The organism is Humiphilus diazotrophicus, assembly GCF_059726315.1.
Genome location: NZ_AP040870.1, coordinates 7317067 through 7336479 on the forward strand (window position 1 = coordinate 7317067; position 19413 = coordinate 7336479).

Below are 19413 nucleotides of genomic sequence, written 5' to 3' on the forward strand. Positions count from 1 at the left end.
AAGGAGGCGTCCGCCTCCCTTTCGTCTCAACGTTCTGTTCGACTCTTACGGTGCCAGTACAAAGGCAATCGCGGCTGAGGCGTCATATTGGCTCTGGCGGCTCCAGCCATTGTTCGCCGTTGCATATACATAGATGTATTCAGCGAAAGCAGCGATATTGCAGCTTCCCATGAGGTAATCGATCGGCGCCGTGATAGGCGAAACCACAGCGCCGACCGGTCCGCTGGTTGGCGGAGGCGGTGGTGCAGGCGGCAGCGTTACCAGATTGACGCCCTTGATCAGCTCCCAGGCGAATGTTGCGAAGCTATTTGGATGTGTTGCCGTGAATGCCATAGAGACTGGGTCGGCATTCTTCGTTCCGTAATGCAGCAGGCCACAGGTTGGATCGGCTCCTGCTCCGTGCAGGAGAGGGGTGGCAATCGTGGCACCGCACTGATTGTTGTCGATTCTGATGATTAATGGAGAGCTGGTTTCAAGCACCGTTCCTCCGCTGTTGGTAAACTCCAGCGAGATGGCATGGAAGCCGTTGGTCAATCCCGTTGTATCGAGCAGATCGCCCAGCGACGGATTCATCCAGAGGAACAGCTGGCTGATAGGCCGTAGCGGGTAATATCCGGGGCTACCTCCTATCGAAGTGGGTGTAGTGGTGACTGCGACATATTCCGCACCGTTCCAAAATTCATCGGTAAACGAATCGGTGTGCACCACGCCATCCACCTTTACCCGGTAATAGGACGCGCCATCATTGTCGGCACGCTGGTGGTTCACCATCAGCGGTAAAGTGCCGCCAAAGGGTGTGTCCTTTACCTGATAGAAATAAGTCGGATCGACCGTTGTATCTGCGAGCCCACGATGCGGACCCGGGACCTGTACGATCTTGTCGAAAGGAATGAATCCAATTCCCATCAAAAGCGGTCCGGACGAGGCCAGAGAGAAATCAAATTCTTCGATGGTCTGGTCCGTGCAGATGAGCAGTTCGGCAGTTGAGACTACCGCAACGCTGGAAGGCCGGGACGCAACCCCGCTTGCAATTACCTGTGACGTACCCGCCGTAAGGCTAATGAGAAGTACTGAGTTGGCTGGATCGCGCTGCGGTATTAGCAGGGAAGTCTGTGCTGCATCCATCCATGTCAAGAAGAACGGCGACGTCAGATGAGTCGCAATAGACTGGCGGGAACCATCGCTCAAACGATAACGGCTGACGCGGCCGCCGTCTGGGCCTGCTGTCTGTTCACTAATATAGGCATATTGCCTGTCTGCGCTAAGCACGATGCCAACAGCATTTTGCAGATTGCTCAGCAGCGCACTCTTCGTTCCTGTGGACAGGTTGATTTGCCATAGCTTTCCCGTGGCCGCATATTCGACAACGTAGGCATAACCATTGACTTCATCAAGAAACATCTGCTGGGGCGCCGTCATTCCTGAAGCGACGACGGCAGCAGACGCACGGTTTGCACTGAAGAGCGAGACCTTCAGGAGGTCGCCGCTACGTTCCGTGACATAGACATGGGTTCCGTCTTTACTGGCCTTTACATCCTCCGGCTCGCTATATCCCGTTCCAAGCACGGCATACGGGGAATCCAGGTGATAAGTTACCCACTGGATCGTCATGTTGTAGCCGTAGCTCACGACCTTGACCTTGGCATAGTTGCCGCTTGTAGTAAGGACGGCGAACACGTCTCCGGTGATCAGTTTGTTGCTGGGATCGTTATTGCCATCGATGGCCGTGGTCGAATAGGTCAGGTTATAAAGCGTGTCTGGCGTGATGGCATTAAAGTCGATATTGCCAAGGTTGATGAGCTTCGCCGAGTTGAGCGGCGTCATGGTGCGGAGCACCGCTGTTTTCTGCTCCCACCAGATATCGAAGTTTGCGCCGAGCCCACCTTCGGCTCCGCTGTCGAGGTCAAAAGTCCAGGTACCTTTCAGAATTGCGGTTCCGGAGGATACAACAGTTCCGGTACGGAATAGGTTTAACCGAGACAGTTTTCCATTGTATTCAACAAAAACCAGTTGGTTCTGTGCCCGGCGAAAGTCGCTTCCAATGGCGCCGCCGAGACCACTTACAAGGGGAACGGGTGAAGACATGATCTTCCTCCTGAAACTTACGTTTTGAGCCTGTTTAAAGTGAGATCAGAACATAGCGTTACAAGTAACTTGACTGTGAAACCTCTTGGACTCGCGATATGCTCCATTTGAAATAGCGCTAATTGTGACTCTGTATCTCGCAAAGATCGCTAAGATTTTCACGCAGGCGAATTTTCCAGGGGCTCAGAACTTCAGCTATTTACAAGCTAAACAGCTCATTAGGAGTGGGTTCAGGCTCGAAGGCAGGAGGGATTCCCAGAAGCCCGTTCATCGTGCTTTAGTGGGGGTACACATTTTCCATTGCGAGAAGCGCTATACGCCGCAACATGCCGCGAAAGATCCAGAAATGGATTGGATAAAGCGCGTACCAGTAAAGCAGGCCAGTCAAACCTGCCGGATCGAAGATAGCGGTCTGGCGAATTACAGATCCAGATCCATTTTTTTTAGGAATGACTTCGAATTGCAGCCAAGCTTTTCCTGGTACCTTCATTTCAGCAATCAGACGCAGTTGGTGACCAGCTTCAATCGATTCGACGCGCCAGAAATCGAGTGCATCGCCAGGAAGCAGATTCTTTGCATCGCGCCTGCCCCGACGAGTGCCCACCCCGCCGACCAACAAATCGATGGCGCCGCGCAGTGTCCACAAAAAATTGGCATAGTACCAACCATTGTTGCCGCCAATTGTGCGGATAGGAGCAAAGGCAGTTTCAATATCAGCCTCTACATCGATGCTGCGGGAGTCGACCAGTCGAGTACCAAATCGTGTACCTCCCCAGCTTGTCTGTTTCCCTGAGGAGGATATGGCATCGCACCAACTGGTGGCAGCAAACTCCTGGTCCTCGCAGAGCAAGGCACGAGCAATTGCCTCTTTCATGCTACGCGGACGCACCGAAAAGGTTGTAAGCGCTGCATCGTCTTCGACCAATGTGGCAATTTTCATGCTGTCAATCAGCTTACGTCCCACGCGCGCATAGAGAGGAGTGACCAGGCCCAACCACAGACTTGAAAGACGAGGTGTAAGCACCGGCACGGGAATCATCAGTCGATACAGCCCACATTGCCGGGCATACTCCTGCATGATCTGCCCGTAGCAAACCTGATCTGGGCCGCCAATCTCAAAGGTGCGATCTTCCCCGTTGGGTCGTTCAAGAACTGCAACCAGATATGAGATGACGTCTTCGACTGCGATGGGTTGTGCTTTGGTGTGAACCCAACGCGGGCAAATCATTACGGGCAATCGCTGAACCAGTGCGCGGATCATCTCGAAGGAAAGACTGCCAGAGCCAATTACAATCGATGCCCGCAATTCGATCACAGGTACTCCCGTTGAGCGCAGAACCTGAGCTACTTCTTGCCGGCTTTGCAAATGAGGTGAGAGCTTTGTAGTGCTTGATCCAAGTCCCCCCAGATAGATGATACGGCGCACGCCAGCTTCTTTGGCGGCCTCGGCAAAGTTGTGTGCTGCACGACGGTCTTCTTCTTCGAAGTTGCCATCCGACCCCATCGAATGTACAAGATAGTAGGCTGTGTCGACGCCCTGCATTGCGGCAGGCAAACTTTCGCGCTTGAGACAATCGGCAGCAATCAGTTCTGTTTCCTGAGCAAGCCGCGCCCGCACAAATTCCGGGTTGCGCGCCATGCAGCGAAGCCTGTGACCACTTTCTTCGAGTTGCTTGGCAAGTCTGCCACCAATGTAACCACTGACGCCAGTGAGCAGAATGAGCCCCGTTTCAGCATTGCCCATGATTTGCTTCATCTGTGAAAACGTTCCTTGATCAGCCGCGCCGCAATCATACCTGATTGTTAGATAGTCGGTAGGCCACTGCCCGGGTGCGTGGTCATGTGCTCAATTCGCTCAAGCAGCATGGTAGGATCGGCGATGCTATGCAAGCCAGATCCCCTTTTAGCAGAATTCCAGCAAAGCAATTTGGAATCAGGACAAAAGGATAATTTCGACCTGTCAACGATACCGATTCGGGCCGCACGTCTCTCCGACTCTACCTGGGCTTGTTGATGCAATAGAAATCGTCTTCAAATCATCAAAATTTATCTGGTCCGAAATTATTGATCTTTGAGACTGCACTGGAGGGTATCAGGCGCAAGTATTGCCTCTATCTCTATCTCTATGTGATTATGTCTGAGCATGTCCACTTACTTGACTTAATATTCGTAATCAAAGCAGTTTGTCGAGGAGCTAAGTGATATACATCGCAGACCTGAGAATAGAGGGCTAGGGGAACATCCTGAGGTTTGGAATTGACCCGCTCAAGCCAAAGGAAGGTGTGGAGTGTTAAGACATACTTTACAGTTTGTCTCCAGACATCTTTTACAGTTTTCAGTTACAAAACTAATCTTCAAGCCATTTTGACTTCACTTAATCTGAATGCCCCCGACGGAAACTAAACAAAGCAGTCACCGGATTGCCGCCCCATCGCCTGAGAACCTCTGAATTGTCAAAGGGAAGCGCCCCGGCCACGCTCACGTTGAAATGATTAGCAACACGAGGCACTGGGCAAGCAGAGACAGAACGAGCAGCGGAATACGGATTGTTAACGATCTATCCCACGACGCCTGTAGCTCTCGACCATTGTTGAGCCTTTGTCCGGTTTTCGCCGCTTCGGTTTGAATCCGATTGATTGGTTTTGACAAGCGGTTATAGATAACGACGAACAGAATCAGCATGAAGAGAGATGCGAGATAGAACCATCGCTGCTCACTCCTGCTGAACACGGCCAGCAAGAGGTTAGACAATATCGCCGAGACGCCCCAGATCGGCATGCGGGCGTCGGCGAAGAGGTGAAGAAAACCCATAACTTCGGTTCCGGCAGATGGAGAAGCCAATTTGAGCGCGGAGCGGCCGATAGTCAAAAAGAACATGTCCGTGCCATAGACCACTGCCGTGCTAAGAATGCCAATGAGAGATAAGGCCCACATCCAATGGTTCATTGTCTCTTCTCCTTCTATTTCTATCGCTGCTGCTTAAATGGCATGGATCAGCAAGAGGCCAGCCACAACCATTACCGCGCAGGTCACGCCATGAACGGAGAGAGCGGTGGATTTCCGCCCATCAGAGAGCAAGATGTTGGACATGTCGCCAAAAGGGATGATCGCGAAGACTAGGAGAACAATGCCTACCGTCCGGGTGTCTGTAGTCATCATCAGAGTCAGGACGGCCACCCCAGATGCGACGTCCCTGACTCCCTTTAGACGTAGCCATGCGCGAGTGTCGGTATCCGGGGCTGGCGGCTTTAGACCAAATGCCCCCGAGACCCGTTCCGGCGAGAAAAGGTAGAAACAACCGATCACAATGATCCCAACGGAGACGAGAACGGCGAGAGAAAGCGGGATAGCGGTATGCATAAATATCTCCTTGTTAGAAAATCTAGCAACGCTAGTTTTGATGTAGAGTGTACGAGAAGGATTCACTTTCCATCGAATAAATCTAGCGGCGCTATAATTCCTATCGATGGAAACGAAATTGGCAGTGAACCGAATTGCAGAACGAAAACTGCGCGACAGGCAGGCCCGCAGGGCACAGATCATCAGTGCCGCACGACGGATCGCGGAGATGGAAGGGTGGTCCAACGTGACTGTCCGGCGGCTATCCGACGAAATTTCTTACAGTCAACCCGTCTTGTATTCTCATTTTGAAAACCGCGAAGGGATTCTCGCCGCAGTCGCCATTGAGGGTTTCCAGGAGATGGGGCTGGCTTTGGAGAAGGCGCGGAAACGAGTTAAGCGAGGAAGTGCGGTCGAAGCGGTCGCGGCAGCCTATCTGGAGTTCGCCGCGTCTTCGCCTGCGCTATATGAAGCGATGTTTTCGCTCGGCTTGAGCGTGCCATTCGATGACGCGGCTACTCCTCGGGAGCTCCGATTCGCGTTTTCTCAACTCCTGGAGTTGTTTCAGGAGCAGAGCCCGAAGCCGGAGCTTATGTCGGAACTGTTTTGGGCAGGCCTTCACGGTATCGCTGAGCTGACAAGAACCAAGCGGTTTCCGCGTAGTCGTCAAAAGGAGCGCGTAAGGGCGCTCGTTGAGCTCTTCACTTTTCGAAGAGATGAATAGGATCAGGTGGTGAAAGCGCGATAGCTGCTGTAGGTGCGTTGCTGGCAAAAGACACGCAATAGAAAGAGCTTCTTCGTAAGTAAGTTTCTGTTATGGAGACAAGTTCAATCGGGAATTCTGAACAAAACCGGAATTGATTTCGTACAATCGGCAGGCTGCGGTTTTCGCTGCCTTTCGAACCGCAGAATGACAACTCAAGCAACGGACTACATGAATCCTGTGAATTCTCCGACCGACAAGCGCCAGGCGATTGTACGAGCAGCATTGTTTTGGGCTGGCTTCTTTGCCTTCTTCTTTCTGACCAGAGTCGTTGTCGGAACGATCAGGGAGGGCCGAAACAGCAGCCAATGGTACGGGGCGGCGGTAATGACGGTTTTGCTGCTTATATGGACGCGTATCTGCCAGCGTCTGGAGCGCAGGTCCGTCAATCCAGGCACCTCGTTTTCACGAGGCAGCATCCCTCGGACATTACTTGGGCTGTCTTTGGGAATACCGCTGTGCGGCGTCTCTCTCGTCAGTTTGAAGTGGCTCGTACCTGGCGTTAAGTTTGTTTTTGCCCCGGTTGCTATTGAACCAGTCCTGGTCTCACTCTTATTGTTCCTGCTTCTTTCTGCCTACGAGGAGATCGGTTTTCGAGGATACCCGTTGGCCCGGCTGCTACCGAGCTTCGGCGTTTGGCCTACACTGCTATTGATTGCACCGATGTTTGCTCTCTACCACGTTGCGATGGGCTGGGCACTCCTCCAGGCAGTAGTCGGGACGGGATTGGGGTCGCTGCTCTTCGGGATGGCTGCGATTGCCGCCAGGCGAGGTCTGGCGTTTCCTATCGGAGTCCATGCTGGCTGGAATTTCACCACCTGGTGTTTAACCAGCGATACCGGGCTTTATAAGATGACCTTTCCTGCTTACTTATCCCATCGTGTTCAGACATCCGGAATGATTATGTATGTAATCTGTATGCTGCTCGGAACGGCATTCCTGTGGCTCTGGTGGAAACGAAAGAAGGAGTTGCCACTTTCATAGTTCTTCGAGAGTGGATGCGAGCACTCGAATAGGACTGTGTCTGCGATTTCAGTTGGAATAGGGGGGATTGAACGTCGATGTGTACAATACTCAAGGAATTCAAACCCCATGACCTCCAGAACTCTGTCCTCGGTCTTTTCGTTCCTTGCGCTGTTTGCGGTGTCCTCTGCGTGGTGTGCTCCGCCGCAGCATAAGCAGACCTTAGATGAAATTCTTCAGCGTTTACAAGCTAATCTGAACCACTTTGATACTGGTGTTCCGAGCTTCTTCTGCGATGAGCATGTTATTTCGCAGATGGAATCTGACCAGATCGAACGGAATATCATTGAGTCTGTCTTCCGGCTTAAACGCACTTCGAACAAAGATCATACGACAACTCTTGTCGAGTCACGCGACATCAAGAGCGTTGATGGTAAATCTCCGACGAAGCAGAATCTGGAGGGTCCCTCCTTACTTAGCGGATGGTTTGAAGGTGGTCTTGCCCTAGTCTCACTTAATCAGACAGACTGCATGAGTTATGTGTTGGAGCGGACCAATGGCAAACCTCAAAACGAGCCCTATGTCATCCGCTTCTCCACCGTTGCCTCTGCACCGAATTCTGCCTCCTGTCTTCTCCAGGAGAAGAGCAAGGGCCGTGTAACCATCGATGCTGCCTCTATGCAGATTACGCGTCTGGAAATCACTACTCCTCGTCATGCCATTACTTCCGGGAACTCGTATTCATCGTCCGAGGTTGGCGAGCGAGTTCTCACGATTGACTATGCGCCCGTCGCGCTAAGCGGCGATACCTTCTGGATGCCCTCTACGATCACAATGCGTGTTACCAAAGGGAAGGGGAGATTCAACATGATTGTCTGGTCGTTCCACGCTACCTATAACAACTATCATGAGATGGAAGTAACGTATCGTATCGTGCCGGGTAGCGAAAGACCTTTGCAATGACGCTCTTCAGGCAGGACTGACGCACGATGAAGCTTTCGTTCGAGCGAAGTTACTCGAGTGCCATCAGTAGTACGGCCTATCTTGAATGGACGAGCCAGACCTCACCAGCCAGGAGTCCTGCCGACACACCGAGAAATGTTCCTGCGATCACATCGCTGACGAAATGAAAGTCACCCACGACCAGCAGCATTGCAGCAATGATCAGCAGGGCAGAGAACAACGCGATACTCCTCTTGTATAACCGCATGAAGACACCGGCGAAGGAGCCTGCGAGTACCATGTGTCCAGAGGGGAAGCTGCTGCCTGGGGAGCCGTTCAGAAGATCAAATACATGAGGGGCTCCGTGCAACACAACCGCAGGATTTGCTACTCCGAACAGGAGCTTCATAGTGCTGTCATTGATTGCATAAGCGCAGATAGAGGTGAGACATGCGAGTCCGGTTGCCTCACCCCAAGCTGGCAGATGCCCGCGCGTTATCCGGATGCTTACGAGCGCTAGTGCAACAGTCGCTTCACCCCCCAGAAGAATGCCACTGGCAAAGCCCCTACCCAGCATTTCCGTTATTCCAAGGACTCCATAGAAGTGTCGGGCTACCGGGACATCGAGGTACACGAACGCCAGCACGACTACAAGCGTGCAAATAAGCAGTGACAGAAGCCATCTCAAGGAGGGAAAGCGGAGCCCTTTCCGTTCCAGTCCGCCTCCATCGTGTTGCTGAGATCCGACAGCATCTTGAAGCAATAGATTCTTCCTTCCGGGGACGTCCCGGTGCCACACTACCCACTTCTTGGGCTCTGTCCCTCTGAATACGATGCCCGCATATGCAAGGCTCTGCAAATTAATGATACTTGCGGACGGTGAAGTTTCGGGACATGGGGGCGATTATTCAGGGAAGACTCACAAGCAATAGATAGGCTGCATAAGCTTCTGTGACTTGGTCTACATCTTTGCAGGAAGTGCTTTAGAGCGTTTTTCGAATTAGTGTAGACTGAGCATGGCGAAACTCAGCGACAAGCAAAGCAATGGCGAAAGCCTACGAAGATGATCTGCGACGTAAGTTCCTAGCAGCCTATGATGATGGGAATGGGACGCTGGAGGAATTGGCAGAGCTATTTGGAGTAAGTGTAGGTTGGGCGAAGAAGGTTTCCAGCCAGCGGAAGCATAGTGGTCAAGCCGAGCGAGTTGTTCATCGTCCCGGGAGAAAACCACACGTCGGAGCCAAAGAGCAAAAGCAGGTAATAGTGTGGGTGGAAGCGGAGCCGGATTTAACGTTGGCTGAAGTGCAAGCAAAGTTGCACAATGAAGCAAGCGTGGAACTGAGCTTGGGGCGGATTTGGTTTCTACTTCGGAAACTGGGTTTACGGCTGAAAAAAAGTCGCTCTATGCCAGTGAACGCGATACCGAAGCGAACCGCCAGCGACGCCAAGAATTTGTCGCCAAGATCCAGGCGACAAGTCCGGAACGGCTGATCTTCCTTGACGAGAGTGGTGTGACAACTTCGATGACGAGGCGTTATGCCCGTTGCCTCGGAGGCACTCGTATACACGAATCTACTCCTGGAGGACAATGGAAAATCATGACCATCCTGGGAGCAATGAGTTTTCGTGGCATGGTAGCAACGATGACCATCGAAGCCGCTACCGATGCGGAGATATTCCTAGCCTATGTCGAACACATACTCTGTCCGGCACTGACAGCTGGCGATGTGGTGGTAATGGACAACTTGAGTTCCCATAAGGTCAACGGCGTACAGAGGCTGATCGAGGCCGCTGGAGCAGAATTGCTATACCTGCCGCCTTACTCGCCCGATCTGAATCCGATCGAAAAGGCTTGGGCTAAGCTCAAACAACTGCTTCGGGCTGCCAAAGCTAGAACCAGAGAATCCCTTGAGCAAGCTATAGCCGACGCTCTCAAGCTTATTTTCCCTGATAATGCTCAGGCTTGGTTCCGTCTCTGTATAAATGGTCTACACTAATTCGAAAAATGCTCTAGTTATTTTCCGTTGACTTACCTGGGTTGGTCTCCGTTCTTCTGAGCGATTACCAAGCCACGTGGAGTTGAAAGAAGGACTACGGACAACAGTCCTTCCCGTTCGAGACGAAGCGCGGCTTCTCTGACAGTTCCAAAGGAAGAACTAGCGTCATGAATCAGAACAAGTCCGCGTGGACTGACCTGCGGCAAGAACTTACGCACCTCCTGCTCGCGGATCGAAACATCGCTGTCGCTGTAGAGCAAATCGATGCTCCCCGATACTGTCATATCGAGACTCGATCCGTTGCGAGCTTCAATCCAGTCTGCCAATCCCGAGTTGTCGATATTTTGCCGGGCCTTCGCATAGACTTTGGGATCGTATTCGACCGTAATAATCCGGCCGAAACCATTTTCCCTGATCGCCTCGGCCATCTTGATCGCGCTGTGTCCGATAAACGTGCCTGTTTCGACAATAAGGTTCGGCTTCACGGTGCGGACGAGCGATTTCAGAAAGTCCAAGACTTCTACTTCCGCACTTTGCGCGTCGAGCATACTCCATCGTTCGGGGAATGGGCATTCCGGTGTGGGCCGAATCCATTCCTCCTGGATGAATTCGCCTTGCTCCGAGATCCTGTCGATAATTGCGTGCTCTTCCTTCGAGTGTAGGAAGCGGAACACCTGAAGGCTGACAAGAACAGTGCCCGTCAGCAAAGGCAATATGCGCCAAACCAGGCTCACATTTGTCTGGATGGCTGCAATGTAAACACCCGTAAGAATCAGATACTCGCCGAAAACAAGACCGTCGGGACGCTGCAATTGAAGTTGTCTGCGGCCCTCACTCCATAGAAAGGCCGCCACGAGAATGAATGCGGCTAGCAGCAGCGGATGAGTCATGGGCGAGGCCAGAACCGCGAGGGTGGCGGCAGCGATTGCCAAAGCTGCCAGGTCGAGCAATCGGAAGAGATTCCATCCATCCATTTGAAAGAGGCTAAGGCGTCTTCTTCGCAGATCCATCCGAACAGCAAGTACTACACAAAGTCCAATCAATATGGATAAGCCGGTAAATTTCATCATTCGCACCTTCCTGTGTTGTTCTGGTTCTGGACGCAGCCGTCCTCTGCTGCATACAGACAAGCCAAATTTGGCCGTATGCCGTGTATTTGCGTCGTCTTTTGGGGTGGGTTGCTAGAAGTGAAGTGCGAAGCCGAACATCGCTGAGGGATTGTTTCGGTCGAAACTCACAGTAGAAGAGGCAATCGTGTCACGCACATCGCCACGCAGACTCCAGCGGCGGTTCAATCGAAAATCCAAACCCGTCCCAAGAACGTAAGCTGCACTCGTCGCTGGACGTTCAGGGCGTGTCGCGATACCAATGCCGAACGTTGCGTAAACGGCGGTCCGATTCGTTACGTTGAAGTGATAGCGAATTCCAGGGGTGACAAAAAGCCGGAGAGAATTAGCCTCGTGTTGAGGCGCGACTGGGATGATGAGCGGAACTTCCACGTACAGTCTTCCTGCAGGCCGTTCGACCAGTTCCCGGGCATAGTTGACCTGCAACCCTACACGAGCATCCGAGCTGCTGCTCGAAACTCCTCCCAGGATTCCGAGATCGGAGTTCTGCGCCCATGCGCTTGCTGTTAAGGCCGAGAGGAAAACTAGAAATGCGAACGTCTTCATGAGAACGATGCTAGCGAGCCATTGGAGATGTGTCGACCTATTCGCCGTGAGCGGCAGGATATGGGCCATCAGCGGCTATGAGCTCCAATTTCAGCCATATCGCCGGTCAAGATCGATTTTCAGCCACTCATCGGAAACAAATAGGGCGGCACTGGCAGGACGCCGTATGCTAGGCACGTGAAGTTTGCAGCGAAATGGATATTCCGACTGGTGTTGATGGCCGTGTTCCTCATAGGAGGGGAGCTGTTGTCAGCACAGAGTTCGTGGAACAAAATTCGCTACGAAGGCGGAACCATACCCGCCAAGGTCAACCCGTTCGACTGGAATACGACACTTCGCATTTCACAAAATAATGTCGAACTAATCTTCGCTGGAAGTAAGAGATTGGAGATTCCGGCTACCGAGATTACCCGGCTTCTATCGGGTGAGCGTGCGTATCGCGAGATTGGCAAGGAGCTCTCACATCGTGAGACTGTGGCTCCAGTTCCACTCTTCGGTATCCTTCAAGCGAGCAAGGAATATCTGATCGGGATTGAGTTCACAGGAGGAGATCGCATACATCACGTGCTTCTTCTCAGCGTGCGAAAAGACTCGTACAACGATATTCTGCATGCCCTCGCTACCGTATCCGGGCAGCATGTGGAAGGAGCATTCTAGAAACAGGATCGATGGCTCTCATTCTCCAATTCATTTCGCTGGTCGTTTTTGCGTTTGGGGCACCTGCCTTCACTGTCTCGGCCTTTTCCTATTGGCGTCAGCGCGGCATCAAAAATCATCTCTTACGCGCTTTCACTGTAGTTTGCGCTTTCTCCTTCTTAGCCAACCTGATTTCGACCGTTGTCTTTATCGATTATCCGGTGGTTCAAACGCTGCGTGCCGTTCTGGCAGCTCTTGTGCCGCCCATGATGCTGCACCTGGTGCTGAAGAGGGAAGCAAGTGCCCGGACAGCACGGATCGTCTTCCCTCTGCTCTTGATTCTTTACGTCGCCTCCACCCTCTGTGCGGTAGGACGCGTTTATTTTTGGAGCTTCGCGTCAAAGTTGCCTCCGGCGCTATTCCTGTGCGCTGCAAGTCTGCTGTCAATTCTGGTGTTGTTTACCAATCGCCACGGACGTGCTCAGGCAGAGCGAACGCAATATCTATGGAATCTTGTCATCTTTGTGTTGCTGCTGGGAACCGGAGTTGGAGCACTCGTCGCAGACAATCCGATCTATGTCCTCGCACCTGACTACCTTGTCCTGCTGTTCTTAGCCATTCGACTTTACTACGCTGAACGGCTGGCCTTTTTTGACACATGTCTGAGAGTCGGTGCATTCTTCGCTTCCGGTACGATTCTCTTTGCTTCCGCGTTGCTCTTCGCACCACCCTTTCGCAGCGTCTTTGCGAACGCGTGGTTTTCGACCTGGCTTGGAATCCTGGTCCTTATGCCTGCCTGGCTGCTGGCGCCGTTCCTCTATCGCGGTTTCAGTCACTGGATGGATCGCGCGCTGGACCGAAGATACTCTGCGATCGAAGCCGAGCGTCTCTTCAGCAAATCGGTTCAAGCAGCGCAAGATGAACATCAGCTTCGCGACATCGCAGAAAATACGTTAAACACCATTTTCTCCTGCTCTGTCCAAATCGCATTCGACGGAATGCCGGATCAGAACTCGTGCGGAGATTTCACGATCCTTCTCAAGCCGCAAGGATTCATTCGCCTGCTTTCTCGAAAGAATGGCGTTCCCTTTCTCGGGGGCGACCATCGCTTGCTTGAAACGCTGGCAGAGACTCTCAGCATGTTGTTGCAGAATATTCGTCTACGCGTTGCGCAACAAAAGCAGCAACAGCGGGAGCAGCAGCTTTCCGAGCTGGCGGAGCGTGCCGAGTTGCGCGCCCTTCGTGCTCAGATCAATCCGCATTTTCTCTTCAACGCACTTAACGCAATCGCGGGCTGGATTCGAACGGAACCGGAATTTGCAGACGACACAATTGCGCAACTCGCCGAGGTCTTTCGTTACACGCTTCATCGCTCGGGGCATGAGTGGGTTCGCGTTTCTGAAGAAATTGAATTCATCCGTGCTTATCTGGCCGTAGAGCACGCCAGATTCCGCAACCGTATTCAGTTCCATATCGAAGTGGCCCCGGCAACCAACAATTTGCAAGTTCCCGCGATGTCGATTCAGCCGCTGGTGGAAAACGCAATTAAGCACGGGATCTCTCAGGCGAACGGCCAAGGCCGTTTGGTGGTGAGAGTCAGTTCCATCGAGGACGCACTGCTTATCCGCGTGGTCGATAATGGCCCGGGATTTCCATCCGAGTTTACGTTAGAGAGTGCCGAAGGGCACGGATTGAAAAATGTTAAAAGCAGGCTTAGCGGCTACTATGGAAATGCCGCCAAACTGACTTGGAAAAACACAATCGAAGGCTGTGAAGTCGCCCTCGAGATACCACGAAAGGAAAGCTCCATATGCGCATCCTGATTGCCGACGATGAACTTCCGGCGCGCCAGCGGCTGCGCCAGTTACTGGTGGCTCATCCGGAACATGAGGTCGTGGCGGAAGCCGAAAACGGCGCGCAGACAATGGAGTTGGTTTCTACACTGCGGCCAGACCTTCTGTTCCTGGACATTCAGATGACGCAAGGAACCGGTCTCGACGTGGCCGCCTGCCTTCCGACTCCTCGGCCAGCGATCATCTTTTGTACCGCATTCGATCAGTTTGCAGTGGACGCATTCGAACTGAATGCTCTCGATTATCTTCTGAAGCCTGTTAGTCGAGTCAGGCTCGATCAAACTCTTGCACGCGCGTGCCAGCGTATTGCATCGGATACAAACGCGGATATCGATCTGGGAATGCAAGCAGCGGGTAGACCTCTATCCCGCTTTCTGGTCCATAGCGGAACGCGGTATCTGGTCATACCGTTGGCGGAGGTTTCCTATTGCGAATCTGTAGATGGACTTACTCGGCTGGTCACGAGTTCGGGAAAGGAATATTGGATGGATCCTTCCATTCAAGAATTGGAATCTCGCGTAGACGCCACTCAGTTCTTCCGCATTTCTCGTTCCGTTTTGGTTAGCTTGAGTGCGGTGCGCGAAATTCATCCGCTTCCGGGAGGCAATGCCGAACTGCTGATCGGCAACGGCACGCGGCTGGATGTAAGCCGTCGTCGTTTACGTGATCTTCTTTCGAAAATTGAAAAAGGCTAGCGGAATGAAGTGTAACCAGCGTTCCTTGAGCGCCTTGGTCTTTTGCATGAACTGAACGCTGGACACTGACGAGAGAAGTGTCCAATTGACAAACTCGGTGTGTGCGAGGTGCAACTAGATTACGAAATCACCTTCGAGCACATCCAAGGCAAGATTTGCCATTTCCCGTTGATGCGTTCTAGTGCCACCCACCCCCAATTGCCGCATAGAACTCCGCAGTGCACGGACGATCGGGCGCCACGGCTGTTGTTGTGTCTTCCACCAGCCACTGCGAACGCGGCGCATCGCCCCATTCAATTTCATGACTCGGCAGCAGTAGTGAGTAAATCTCGTACGAATCCGCTACCCGGTCCTGTGGCATCGGTATCGCCTTCAGATGCTGTGTCGTTGTGGTCTGCTGCTGGGCAAGTCCGGTTGCCATTGCGATCATGAACCAGAAGGCGCATGTCGCACGTTTCAGAGCACAGAAAACGCCCACTATTTTCATACCGTGCATGATAGCAGTAGCCTGTTGATTAATATTTTGATTAGTTCTTTGAGAGCCTCTGAGTGGCTTGGATGGGCCACCCCGCCTCCTAGAGCGGAAGCTGAGAGATGACGCTGACTCGTTTTACTGTGTAGTTACGTTCTGCGATTTTCATTATTCCCCTCCGGTATGTTTGGGGCGCACCTCTCCGATCAGGGAGGCCGCGTTTTGAGAGTGAAGAAAGTCCCAGCTGGAAAGGTGTCACATAGTAAGGACGATCTTGCCGAAAGGACGCTCATCCACCAGATATTTCAGGGCCTCTACTGCTTCAACGAAAGGAAAGGTCTTGGCGACGATTGGCTTGATGGCTCCAGACGTCAGCAGCGGGAGGATAGTCTTCCAGGCTTCGTCCCAGAGCGCTTGCGGCTGAGCAAAGAGTGAGAAGCTCTTTATACTCGCTCGCTTCCAGATCAAATTGGTGACGTCGATGGTTGTGGTGCGTTTGCTTGCATAACCAAGCGTAGTCAAACTTCCACCTACTGCGAGCGTGGTCAGGGCCTCACTTAGAACCTCTCCGCCGATGCCGTCGATCACAATGTCCGTGCCGTACCCCTCGGTGACCCGGTTCACTCCATTGCTCAACGTCTCCTGTGACAGATCGATGACTTCATCGAACCCGAGCGCTTTTGCCTGTTGAGCTTTCTCGTGATTGGTTGTGCTTGAGATAGAGTGCTTTGCACCCAAGGCACGCGCTAACTGCGTTACAGCATTTCCAACCGACCCACCGATTGCGGGAGCCAGCACCGTCTTGCCCGCTTGAAAATCCGCGAGTTTAAGGGTCATATACGCCGTAAGATACGCAACCGGAATGCTGGCCGCCGTAATGTCATCGACACCTTGAGGAATCAGGCTAAGGTGTTCTTTTCGCACAGAGATCCATTCGCTATAGCTGCCGTTTTCAGAGACGCCATAAGGACCTGTGAACATTACACGCGAACTGGCGGGAAAATTTGTACCTCCGCCCTCTTCCACGACGCCCGCTCCCTCGTTGCCCAGAACCAGTGGCGCCTTTGCCCGGGGTAGTTGACCAAAGAGAATTGTATGGTCGAGGGGGACAACACCGGCTGCAGTTACGCGCACCAGTACCTTCCCATCCGCGACCGATGGTTTTGGAAGATCAGCCAGTTGAAGCCCGTCATAGTTCCCAAATCGTTCTGCCTGCATTGCTCGCATGTTGCTCTCCCTTTCGTCCGGTGGCTCGTGTTTCCTTCAGCGTTCTGTGATAAAGATGATGGCCGTCATGAATGCGATTCACAATCGTGATGCCCCATCATCTAGAGAGGCCAAGGACCCTGAGGAGGATTTGATGAGGATCAGTTTTGCTGCAATGTTTCTATAACCTCCGATTATTATCTGTATCTATCGGCATTCTGCAATTGTTTATCGGTAAAACGATTATTTTCTTACCCTTTTCTAAATAGTTCGCCTTTTTTAAGGATTGAGTCGTGGATGATCTACAGCTTGACATGTATGGTGCACAGGACATCTCTATAGGCACTTACTGGCTCGTCAAAGATTGTTTCATCGGGACGTCATCTTGGCGGATGTGCTGTCAACCTTGATAGGCGCCCCGGTTGGAGCTCTGTTTAACTTTCTTGCTTCAGCCGCAGATAGCAATAGAGCGGCCAGGCATGTGAGTGGGCACAGTAGACAATGAATCCAGAAAGCCCGGTGGTAGGCAGGGAAGAGGCATCGAGCGAGTCGGATGCCGACCATTGCCCGGTCCAGTACTCGGGATACATTCGCGTAAAGTTGGCGAAGGTTATCCGGCGCAGCAGATCCACGGCCGCATTCTTGTCAAACGATGCGACTCCAAGCACAACTGGCCCGGTAAGTGCATACCAGAAGCCTCCATCTTCACGTGCTCCTGCTCTTGTTCCAGGCCTAGCGATTGGCTTCTCAATCTGCTTTATCCCCATTGCCTCGCCTTTGATCAGCCGTGTTTGCATCTCTGCGAACAGTGCTCTCTTTCGTTCGACGGGAAGCTCCGGAATCAGCAGAGTGAATCCCTGTGGTTCGAGCCACATCTCGTCCTCTCCCACTGCCTTGTTCTGGAAGTACATGCGTTTGGGAAACGGCTGTGTGCCCCAGTCCGCCAGAAATGCCTTCAGCAACTGCTCGCGATATTGGCGCACGGCTGCGAGCAATTCGGCGGCTCCCTCCGAATGGTCATATTGGTGAAGTGTCGTTGCTAAATCAGCCAAGATGGCAATGGCCATTGCTGAGTTCATATGCGACTCGGAAGACTCGAAGACATAGTTATACGGTTCAGAGATCGGCCAGAAAAAGAACATATCGTTCCAGTCGGAGTTCCACAGCTTCACCAGCCCGTGTCGCCCCGTTCCTATCCTGTCGCGTAAGAATAGAAAGGCTGCGCGCACATGGTCCACACCACTGCCCGTTCCTGCACATTCCAGAGGATAGTAGGAAATCGACTCGGTCAGAATCGAGATATCTCCGGTTGCGCGTAGATACTCGTTCAGCAATTGGAAGAAATAGAGCTGCTGATCGCTCGTCAGCCGCCCGGAATGCGGTGCCCATCCGAAACCCAGATCGTCCAGCTTGATTTCGCCATCGGGAATAGTTCTCTTCATGACGAAGCGAAGCGTGGAGCGAGCTATGGCAGGATTGAGGTGGCACATAGGCAGAGCCTGCTGGGCGAGATCGCGACTGCTGGCCATATTGCCCCACTGATAGTCGTACACCGTTCCCTGAGGCACAACTGTTTCATCGTAATACTCGCGCCAGGTGGTCATTTGCTCCAGGACGGCGGCGTTCCAGCGCATCTCGCGGCGCAACTCTGCGTCTTGCTCGTCAGTGAATTTCGGGACGGCTCGATTCCATGCGCTCTGGAACTGAGGTTCATGCGTGTTACCAATCGCCCGTGTGAGAGTATCTGCAATCTGGCCAATTTCAGCTTGGGTGAACGCATAGCCAATGATGCAATGAAAGACCTTCTCTTCGGAAGCGGCCAAGGTGAGCGCGGTTTGCACTCCAATCCAGTCGCCTCCTTCGCTATCCTTCTCCGCTGTGGTCGAAATCTCTGCACCAGGGAGTGCAGATGCGCGCACGAACAACGATGGCGGTGCACCCTCGAACCTCGACATTCTCTTTCCGTGCGAAAACATAAGTGGTTGCGGTTCCTGTGCGTGGAAATCGCATCGTACTTCGAGCGCTTCCTTTGTTACTCTTCTATCGATCTGCACTAGATTGCGTTCTGCGTCCCACAGTGCAAATGCCTGCTGATAGGCAGCCTTCACGCTCTCTCGATAAGTCAACTGAAGAGGCTTCTTGCCGAGGTTTTGCAGTGCAATCGACAGCACAAAGGCCGAAGTTCCGTCGCCAGGCCGGGACGACGGCATCACCGAGAGGGTACGTGTGAGGCGCAAATCTGGTGTGGGGTGATAGCGGAATTGTGCGTATCCCACACCGAAGAACTTCTCCGCAGATTGTGCAGCAGGTTCCATCAAACCCACTAACTGAACACCTTTGCCGGCTACTGTTATCGACGCGCGATTTGCTCCACTCCACATCTCCGGTCCCTGGTTGAGACGGCCCCAGGCTCGCTCGCCACTTAGGATCTCGTAAATGCCACTGACATGCGCGAATAGCGTGAAGCGGTAATTACCAAGCAGAAAGAACGGGTCTTCCGGAAGATACTCGCGAGTAATCCTGTTCGATGGCAACACAAACGGAACCGATCCCGTGTAGGTGTAGCGCGGCAGACCACTCGAATCGTCACTCCACGTTCCTACAGCTTTCGCTGCTGTGCTTGCATGCTCCCCCAGCCCGAAGGCAGGTAGGGATGCAGCAATGGAAGCTGCGCTCGCAGTTTTTACAAAATCCCGGCGTGACATCTCTGATTGACTCATCGTTCTCTTGCTCCTTGCTATTTCTGCAAAAAGTTAGCCCATGAATTTTGGGCAAAACTCATTCCCTGA

Annotated in this window: 17 protein-coding genes; 7 read left to right on the top strand and 10 right to left on the bottom strand. The window is 52.7% G+C overall.

Annotation, left to right across the window (positions count from 1 at the left end):
* Positions 1–45: 45 nt before the first annotated feature.
* The 4 genes from AC6I7T_RS29275 to AC6I7T_RS29290 all read right to left on the bottom strand — a co-directional run bounded on the left by AC6I7T_RS29275 (position 46) and on the right by AC6I7T_RS29290 (position 5445).
* Positions 46–2085 (bottom strand): YncE family protein, encoded by a 2040-nt coding sequence (locus tag AC6I7T_RS29275; RefSeq protein ID WP_497791380.1) that lies wholly within the window; start codon positions 2083–2085, stop codon positions 46–48.
* Positions 2086–2362: 277 nt separating this feature from the next.
* A complete protein-coding gene (locus tag AC6I7T_RS29280) occupies positions 2363–3841 on the bottom strand; it encodes an SDR family oxidoreductase (RefSeq protein WP_497791381.1) in 1479 nt (492 codons plus the stop codon).
* 722 nt (positions 3842–4563) lie between these two features.
* Complete coding sequence (locus AC6I7T_RS29285; RefSeq protein WP_497791382.1) at positions 4564–5031, bottom strand: hypothetical protein; 468 nt, start codon at positions 5029–5031, stop codon at positions 4564–4566.
* 33 nt (positions 5032–5064) lie between these two features.
* Positions 5065–5445, bottom strand: a complete 381-nt coding sequence (locus AC6I7T_RS29290; protein ID WP_497791383.1) for a DUF4267 domain-containing protein — start codon at positions 5443–5445, stop codon at positions 5065–5067.
* A gap of 124 nt (positions 5446–5569) precedes the next feature.
* On the opposite strand from AC6I7T_RS29290, the gene AC6I7T_RS29295 reads away from it, so the two are divergent.
* From AC6I7T_RS29295 to AC6I7T_RS29305, 3 genes are all read left to right on the top strand, one after another.
* Positions 5570–6148 carry a TetR/AcrR family transcriptional regulator gene (locus AC6I7T_RS29295; RefSeq protein WP_497791384.1) on the top strand — a complete coding sequence of 193 codons (579 nt, stop codon included), beginning with the start codon at positions 5570–5572 and terminating at the stop codon, positions 6146–6148.
* 186 nt (positions 6149–6334) lie between these two features.
* Positions 6335–7171, top strand: a complete 837-nt coding sequence (locus AC6I7T_RS29300) for a CPBP family intramembrane glutamic endopeptidase (protein WP_497791385.1) — start codon at positions 6335–6337, stop codon at positions 7169–7171.
* Positions 7172–7279: 108 nt separating this feature from the next.
* The gene (locus tag AC6I7T_RS29305) at positions 7280–8113 is read left to right on the top strand and encodes a hypothetical protein (protein ID WP_497791387.1); all 834 of its coding nucleotides are present in this window, start codon (positions 7280–7282) and stop codon (positions 8111–8113) included.
* A gap of 76 nt (positions 8114–8189) precedes the next feature.
* Here AC6I7T_RS29305 and AC6I7T_RS29310 read toward each other — a convergent pair whose 3' ends face one another.
* Complete coding sequence (locus AC6I7T_RS29310) at positions 8190–8855, bottom strand: phosphatase PAP2 family protein (RefSeq protein WP_497791388.1); 666 nt, start codon at positions 8853–8855, stop codon at positions 8190–8192.
* A gap of 592 nt (positions 8856–9447) precedes the next feature.
* On the opposite strand from AC6I7T_RS29310, the gene AC6I7T_RS29315 reads away from it, so the two are divergent.
* Positions 9448–10089, top strand: coding sequence for an IS630 family transposase (locus tag AC6I7T_RS29315; protein ID WP_497791390.1), 642 nt, complete (start codon positions 9448–9450; stop codon positions 10087–10089).
* A 32-nt stretch (positions 10090–10121) separates the two neighbouring features.
* Here the strand turns inward: AC6I7T_RS29315 and AC6I7T_RS29320 are convergent, their stop codons facing one another.
* Both AC6I7T_RS29320 and AC6I7T_RS29325 read right to left on the bottom strand, forming a co-directional pair.
* Positions 10122–11159 (bottom strand): O-methyltransferase, encoded by a 1038-nt coding sequence (locus AC6I7T_RS29320; protein WP_497791391.1) that lies wholly within the window; start codon positions 11157–11159, stop codon positions 10122–10124.
* Between the two features lie 111 nt (positions 11160–11270).
* Positions 11271–11762, bottom strand: a complete 492-nt coding sequence (locus AC6I7T_RS29325) for a putative outer membrane beta-barrel protein (RefSeq protein ID WP_497791392.1) — start codon at positions 11760–11762, stop codon at positions 11271–11273.
* Between the two features lie 246 nt (positions 11763–12008).
* Between AC6I7T_RS29325 and AC6I7T_RS29330 the strand changes: the two genes are divergently transcribed.
* The 3 genes from AC6I7T_RS29330 to AC6I7T_RS29340 are packed head-to-tail and all read left to right on the top strand — an operon-like array spanning position 12009 to position 14946.
* The gene (locus AC6I7T_RS29330; protein ID WP_497791393.1) at positions 12009–12419 is read left to right on the top strand and encodes a hypothetical protein; all 411 of its coding nucleotides are present in this window, start codon (positions 12009–12011) and stop codon (positions 12417–12419) included.
* An 11-nt stretch (positions 12420–12430) separates the two neighbouring features.
* Positions 12431–14221 (top strand): histidine kinase, encoded by a 1791-nt coding sequence (locus tag AC6I7T_RS29335; RefSeq protein WP_497791395.1) that lies wholly within the window; start codon positions 12431–12433, stop codon positions 14219–14221.
* Positions 14209–14946, top strand: a complete 738-nt coding sequence (locus AC6I7T_RS29340) for a LytR/AlgR family response regulator transcription factor (protein WP_497791396.1) — start codon at positions 14209–14211, stop codon at positions 14944–14946. The genes AC6I7T_RS29335 and AC6I7T_RS29340 overlap by 13 nt, the downstream gene beginning before the upstream one ends.
* Before the next feature lie 178 nt (positions 14947–15124).
* Here AC6I7T_RS29340 and AC6I7T_RS29345 read toward each other — a convergent pair whose 3' ends face one another.
* From AC6I7T_RS29345 to AC6I7T_RS29355, 3 genes are all read right to left on the bottom strand, one after another.
* Entirely contained in the window at positions 15125–15442 is a 318-nt protein-coding gene (locus AC6I7T_RS29345) for a hypothetical protein (protein WP_497791398.1), read from the bottom strand.
* A 231-nt stretch (positions 15443–15673) separates the two neighbouring features.
* Positions 15674–16645: a quinone oxidoreductase family protein gene (locus AC6I7T_RS29350; protein WP_497791399.1), complete on the bottom strand. Its 972-nt coding sequence runs from the start codon at positions 16643–16645 to the stop codon at positions 15674–15676.
* A gap of 413 nt (positions 16646–17058) precedes the next feature.
* Entirely contained in the window at positions 17059–19344 is a 2286-nt protein-coding gene (locus tag AC6I7T_RS29355) for a GH36-type glycosyl hydrolase domain-containing protein (protein ID WP_497791400.1), read from the bottom strand.
* Positions 19345–19413 lie beyond the last annotated feature (69 nt).

Coding starts and splice junctions, on each gene's coding strand:
- AC6I7T_RS29275 (WP_497791380.1), bottom strand. CDS start 2,085: ATGTCTTCACCCGTTCCCCTTGTAAGTGGTCTCGGCGGCGCCATTGGA.
- AC6I7T_RS29335 (WP_497791395.1), top strand. CDS start 12,431: ATGGCTCTCATTCTCCAATTCATTTCGCTGGTCGTTTTTGCGTTTGGG.
- AC6I7T_RS29305 (WP_497791387.1), top strand. CDS start 7,280: ATGACCTCCAGAACTCTGTCCTCGGTCTTTTCGTTCCTTGCGCTGTTT.
- AC6I7T_RS29325 (WP_497791392.1), bottom strand. CDS start 11,762: ATGAAGACGTTCGCATTTCTAGTTTTCCTCTCGGCCTTAACAGCAAGC.
- AC6I7T_RS29320 (WP_497791391.1), bottom strand. CDS start 11,159: ATGATGAAATTTACCGGCTTATCCATATTGATTGGACTTTGTGTAGTA.
- AC6I7T_RS29280 (WP_497791381.1), bottom strand. CDS start 3,841: ATGAAGCAAATCATGGGCAATGCTGAAACGGGGCTCATTCTGCTCACT.
- AC6I7T_RS29345 (WP_497791398.1), bottom strand. CDS start 15,442: ATGCACGGTATGAAAATAGTGGGCGTTTTCTGTGCTCTGAAACGTGCG.
- AC6I7T_RS29290 (WP_497791383.1), bottom strand. CDS start 5,445: ATGCATACCGCTATCCCGCTTTCTCTCGCCGTTCTCGTCTCCGTTGGG.
- AC6I7T_RS29300 (WP_497791385.1), top strand. CDS start 6,335: ATGACAACTCAAGCAACGGACTACATGAATCCTGTGAATTCTCCGACC.
- AC6I7T_RS29350 (WP_497791399.1), bottom strand. CDS start 16,645: ATGCGAGCAATGCAGGCAGAACGATTTGGGAACTATGACGGGCTTCAA.
- AC6I7T_RS29285 (WP_497791382.1), bottom strand. CDS start 5,031: ATGAACCATTGGATGTGGGCCTTATCTCTCATTGGCATTCTTAGCACG.
- AC6I7T_RS29340 (WP_497791396.1), top strand. CDS start 14,209: ATGCGCATCCTGATTGCCGACGATGAACTTCCGGCGCGCCAGCGGCTG.
- AC6I7T_RS29355 (WP_497791400.1), bottom strand. CDS start 19,344: ATGAGTCAATCAGAGATGTCACGCCGGGATTTTGTAAAAACTGCGAGC.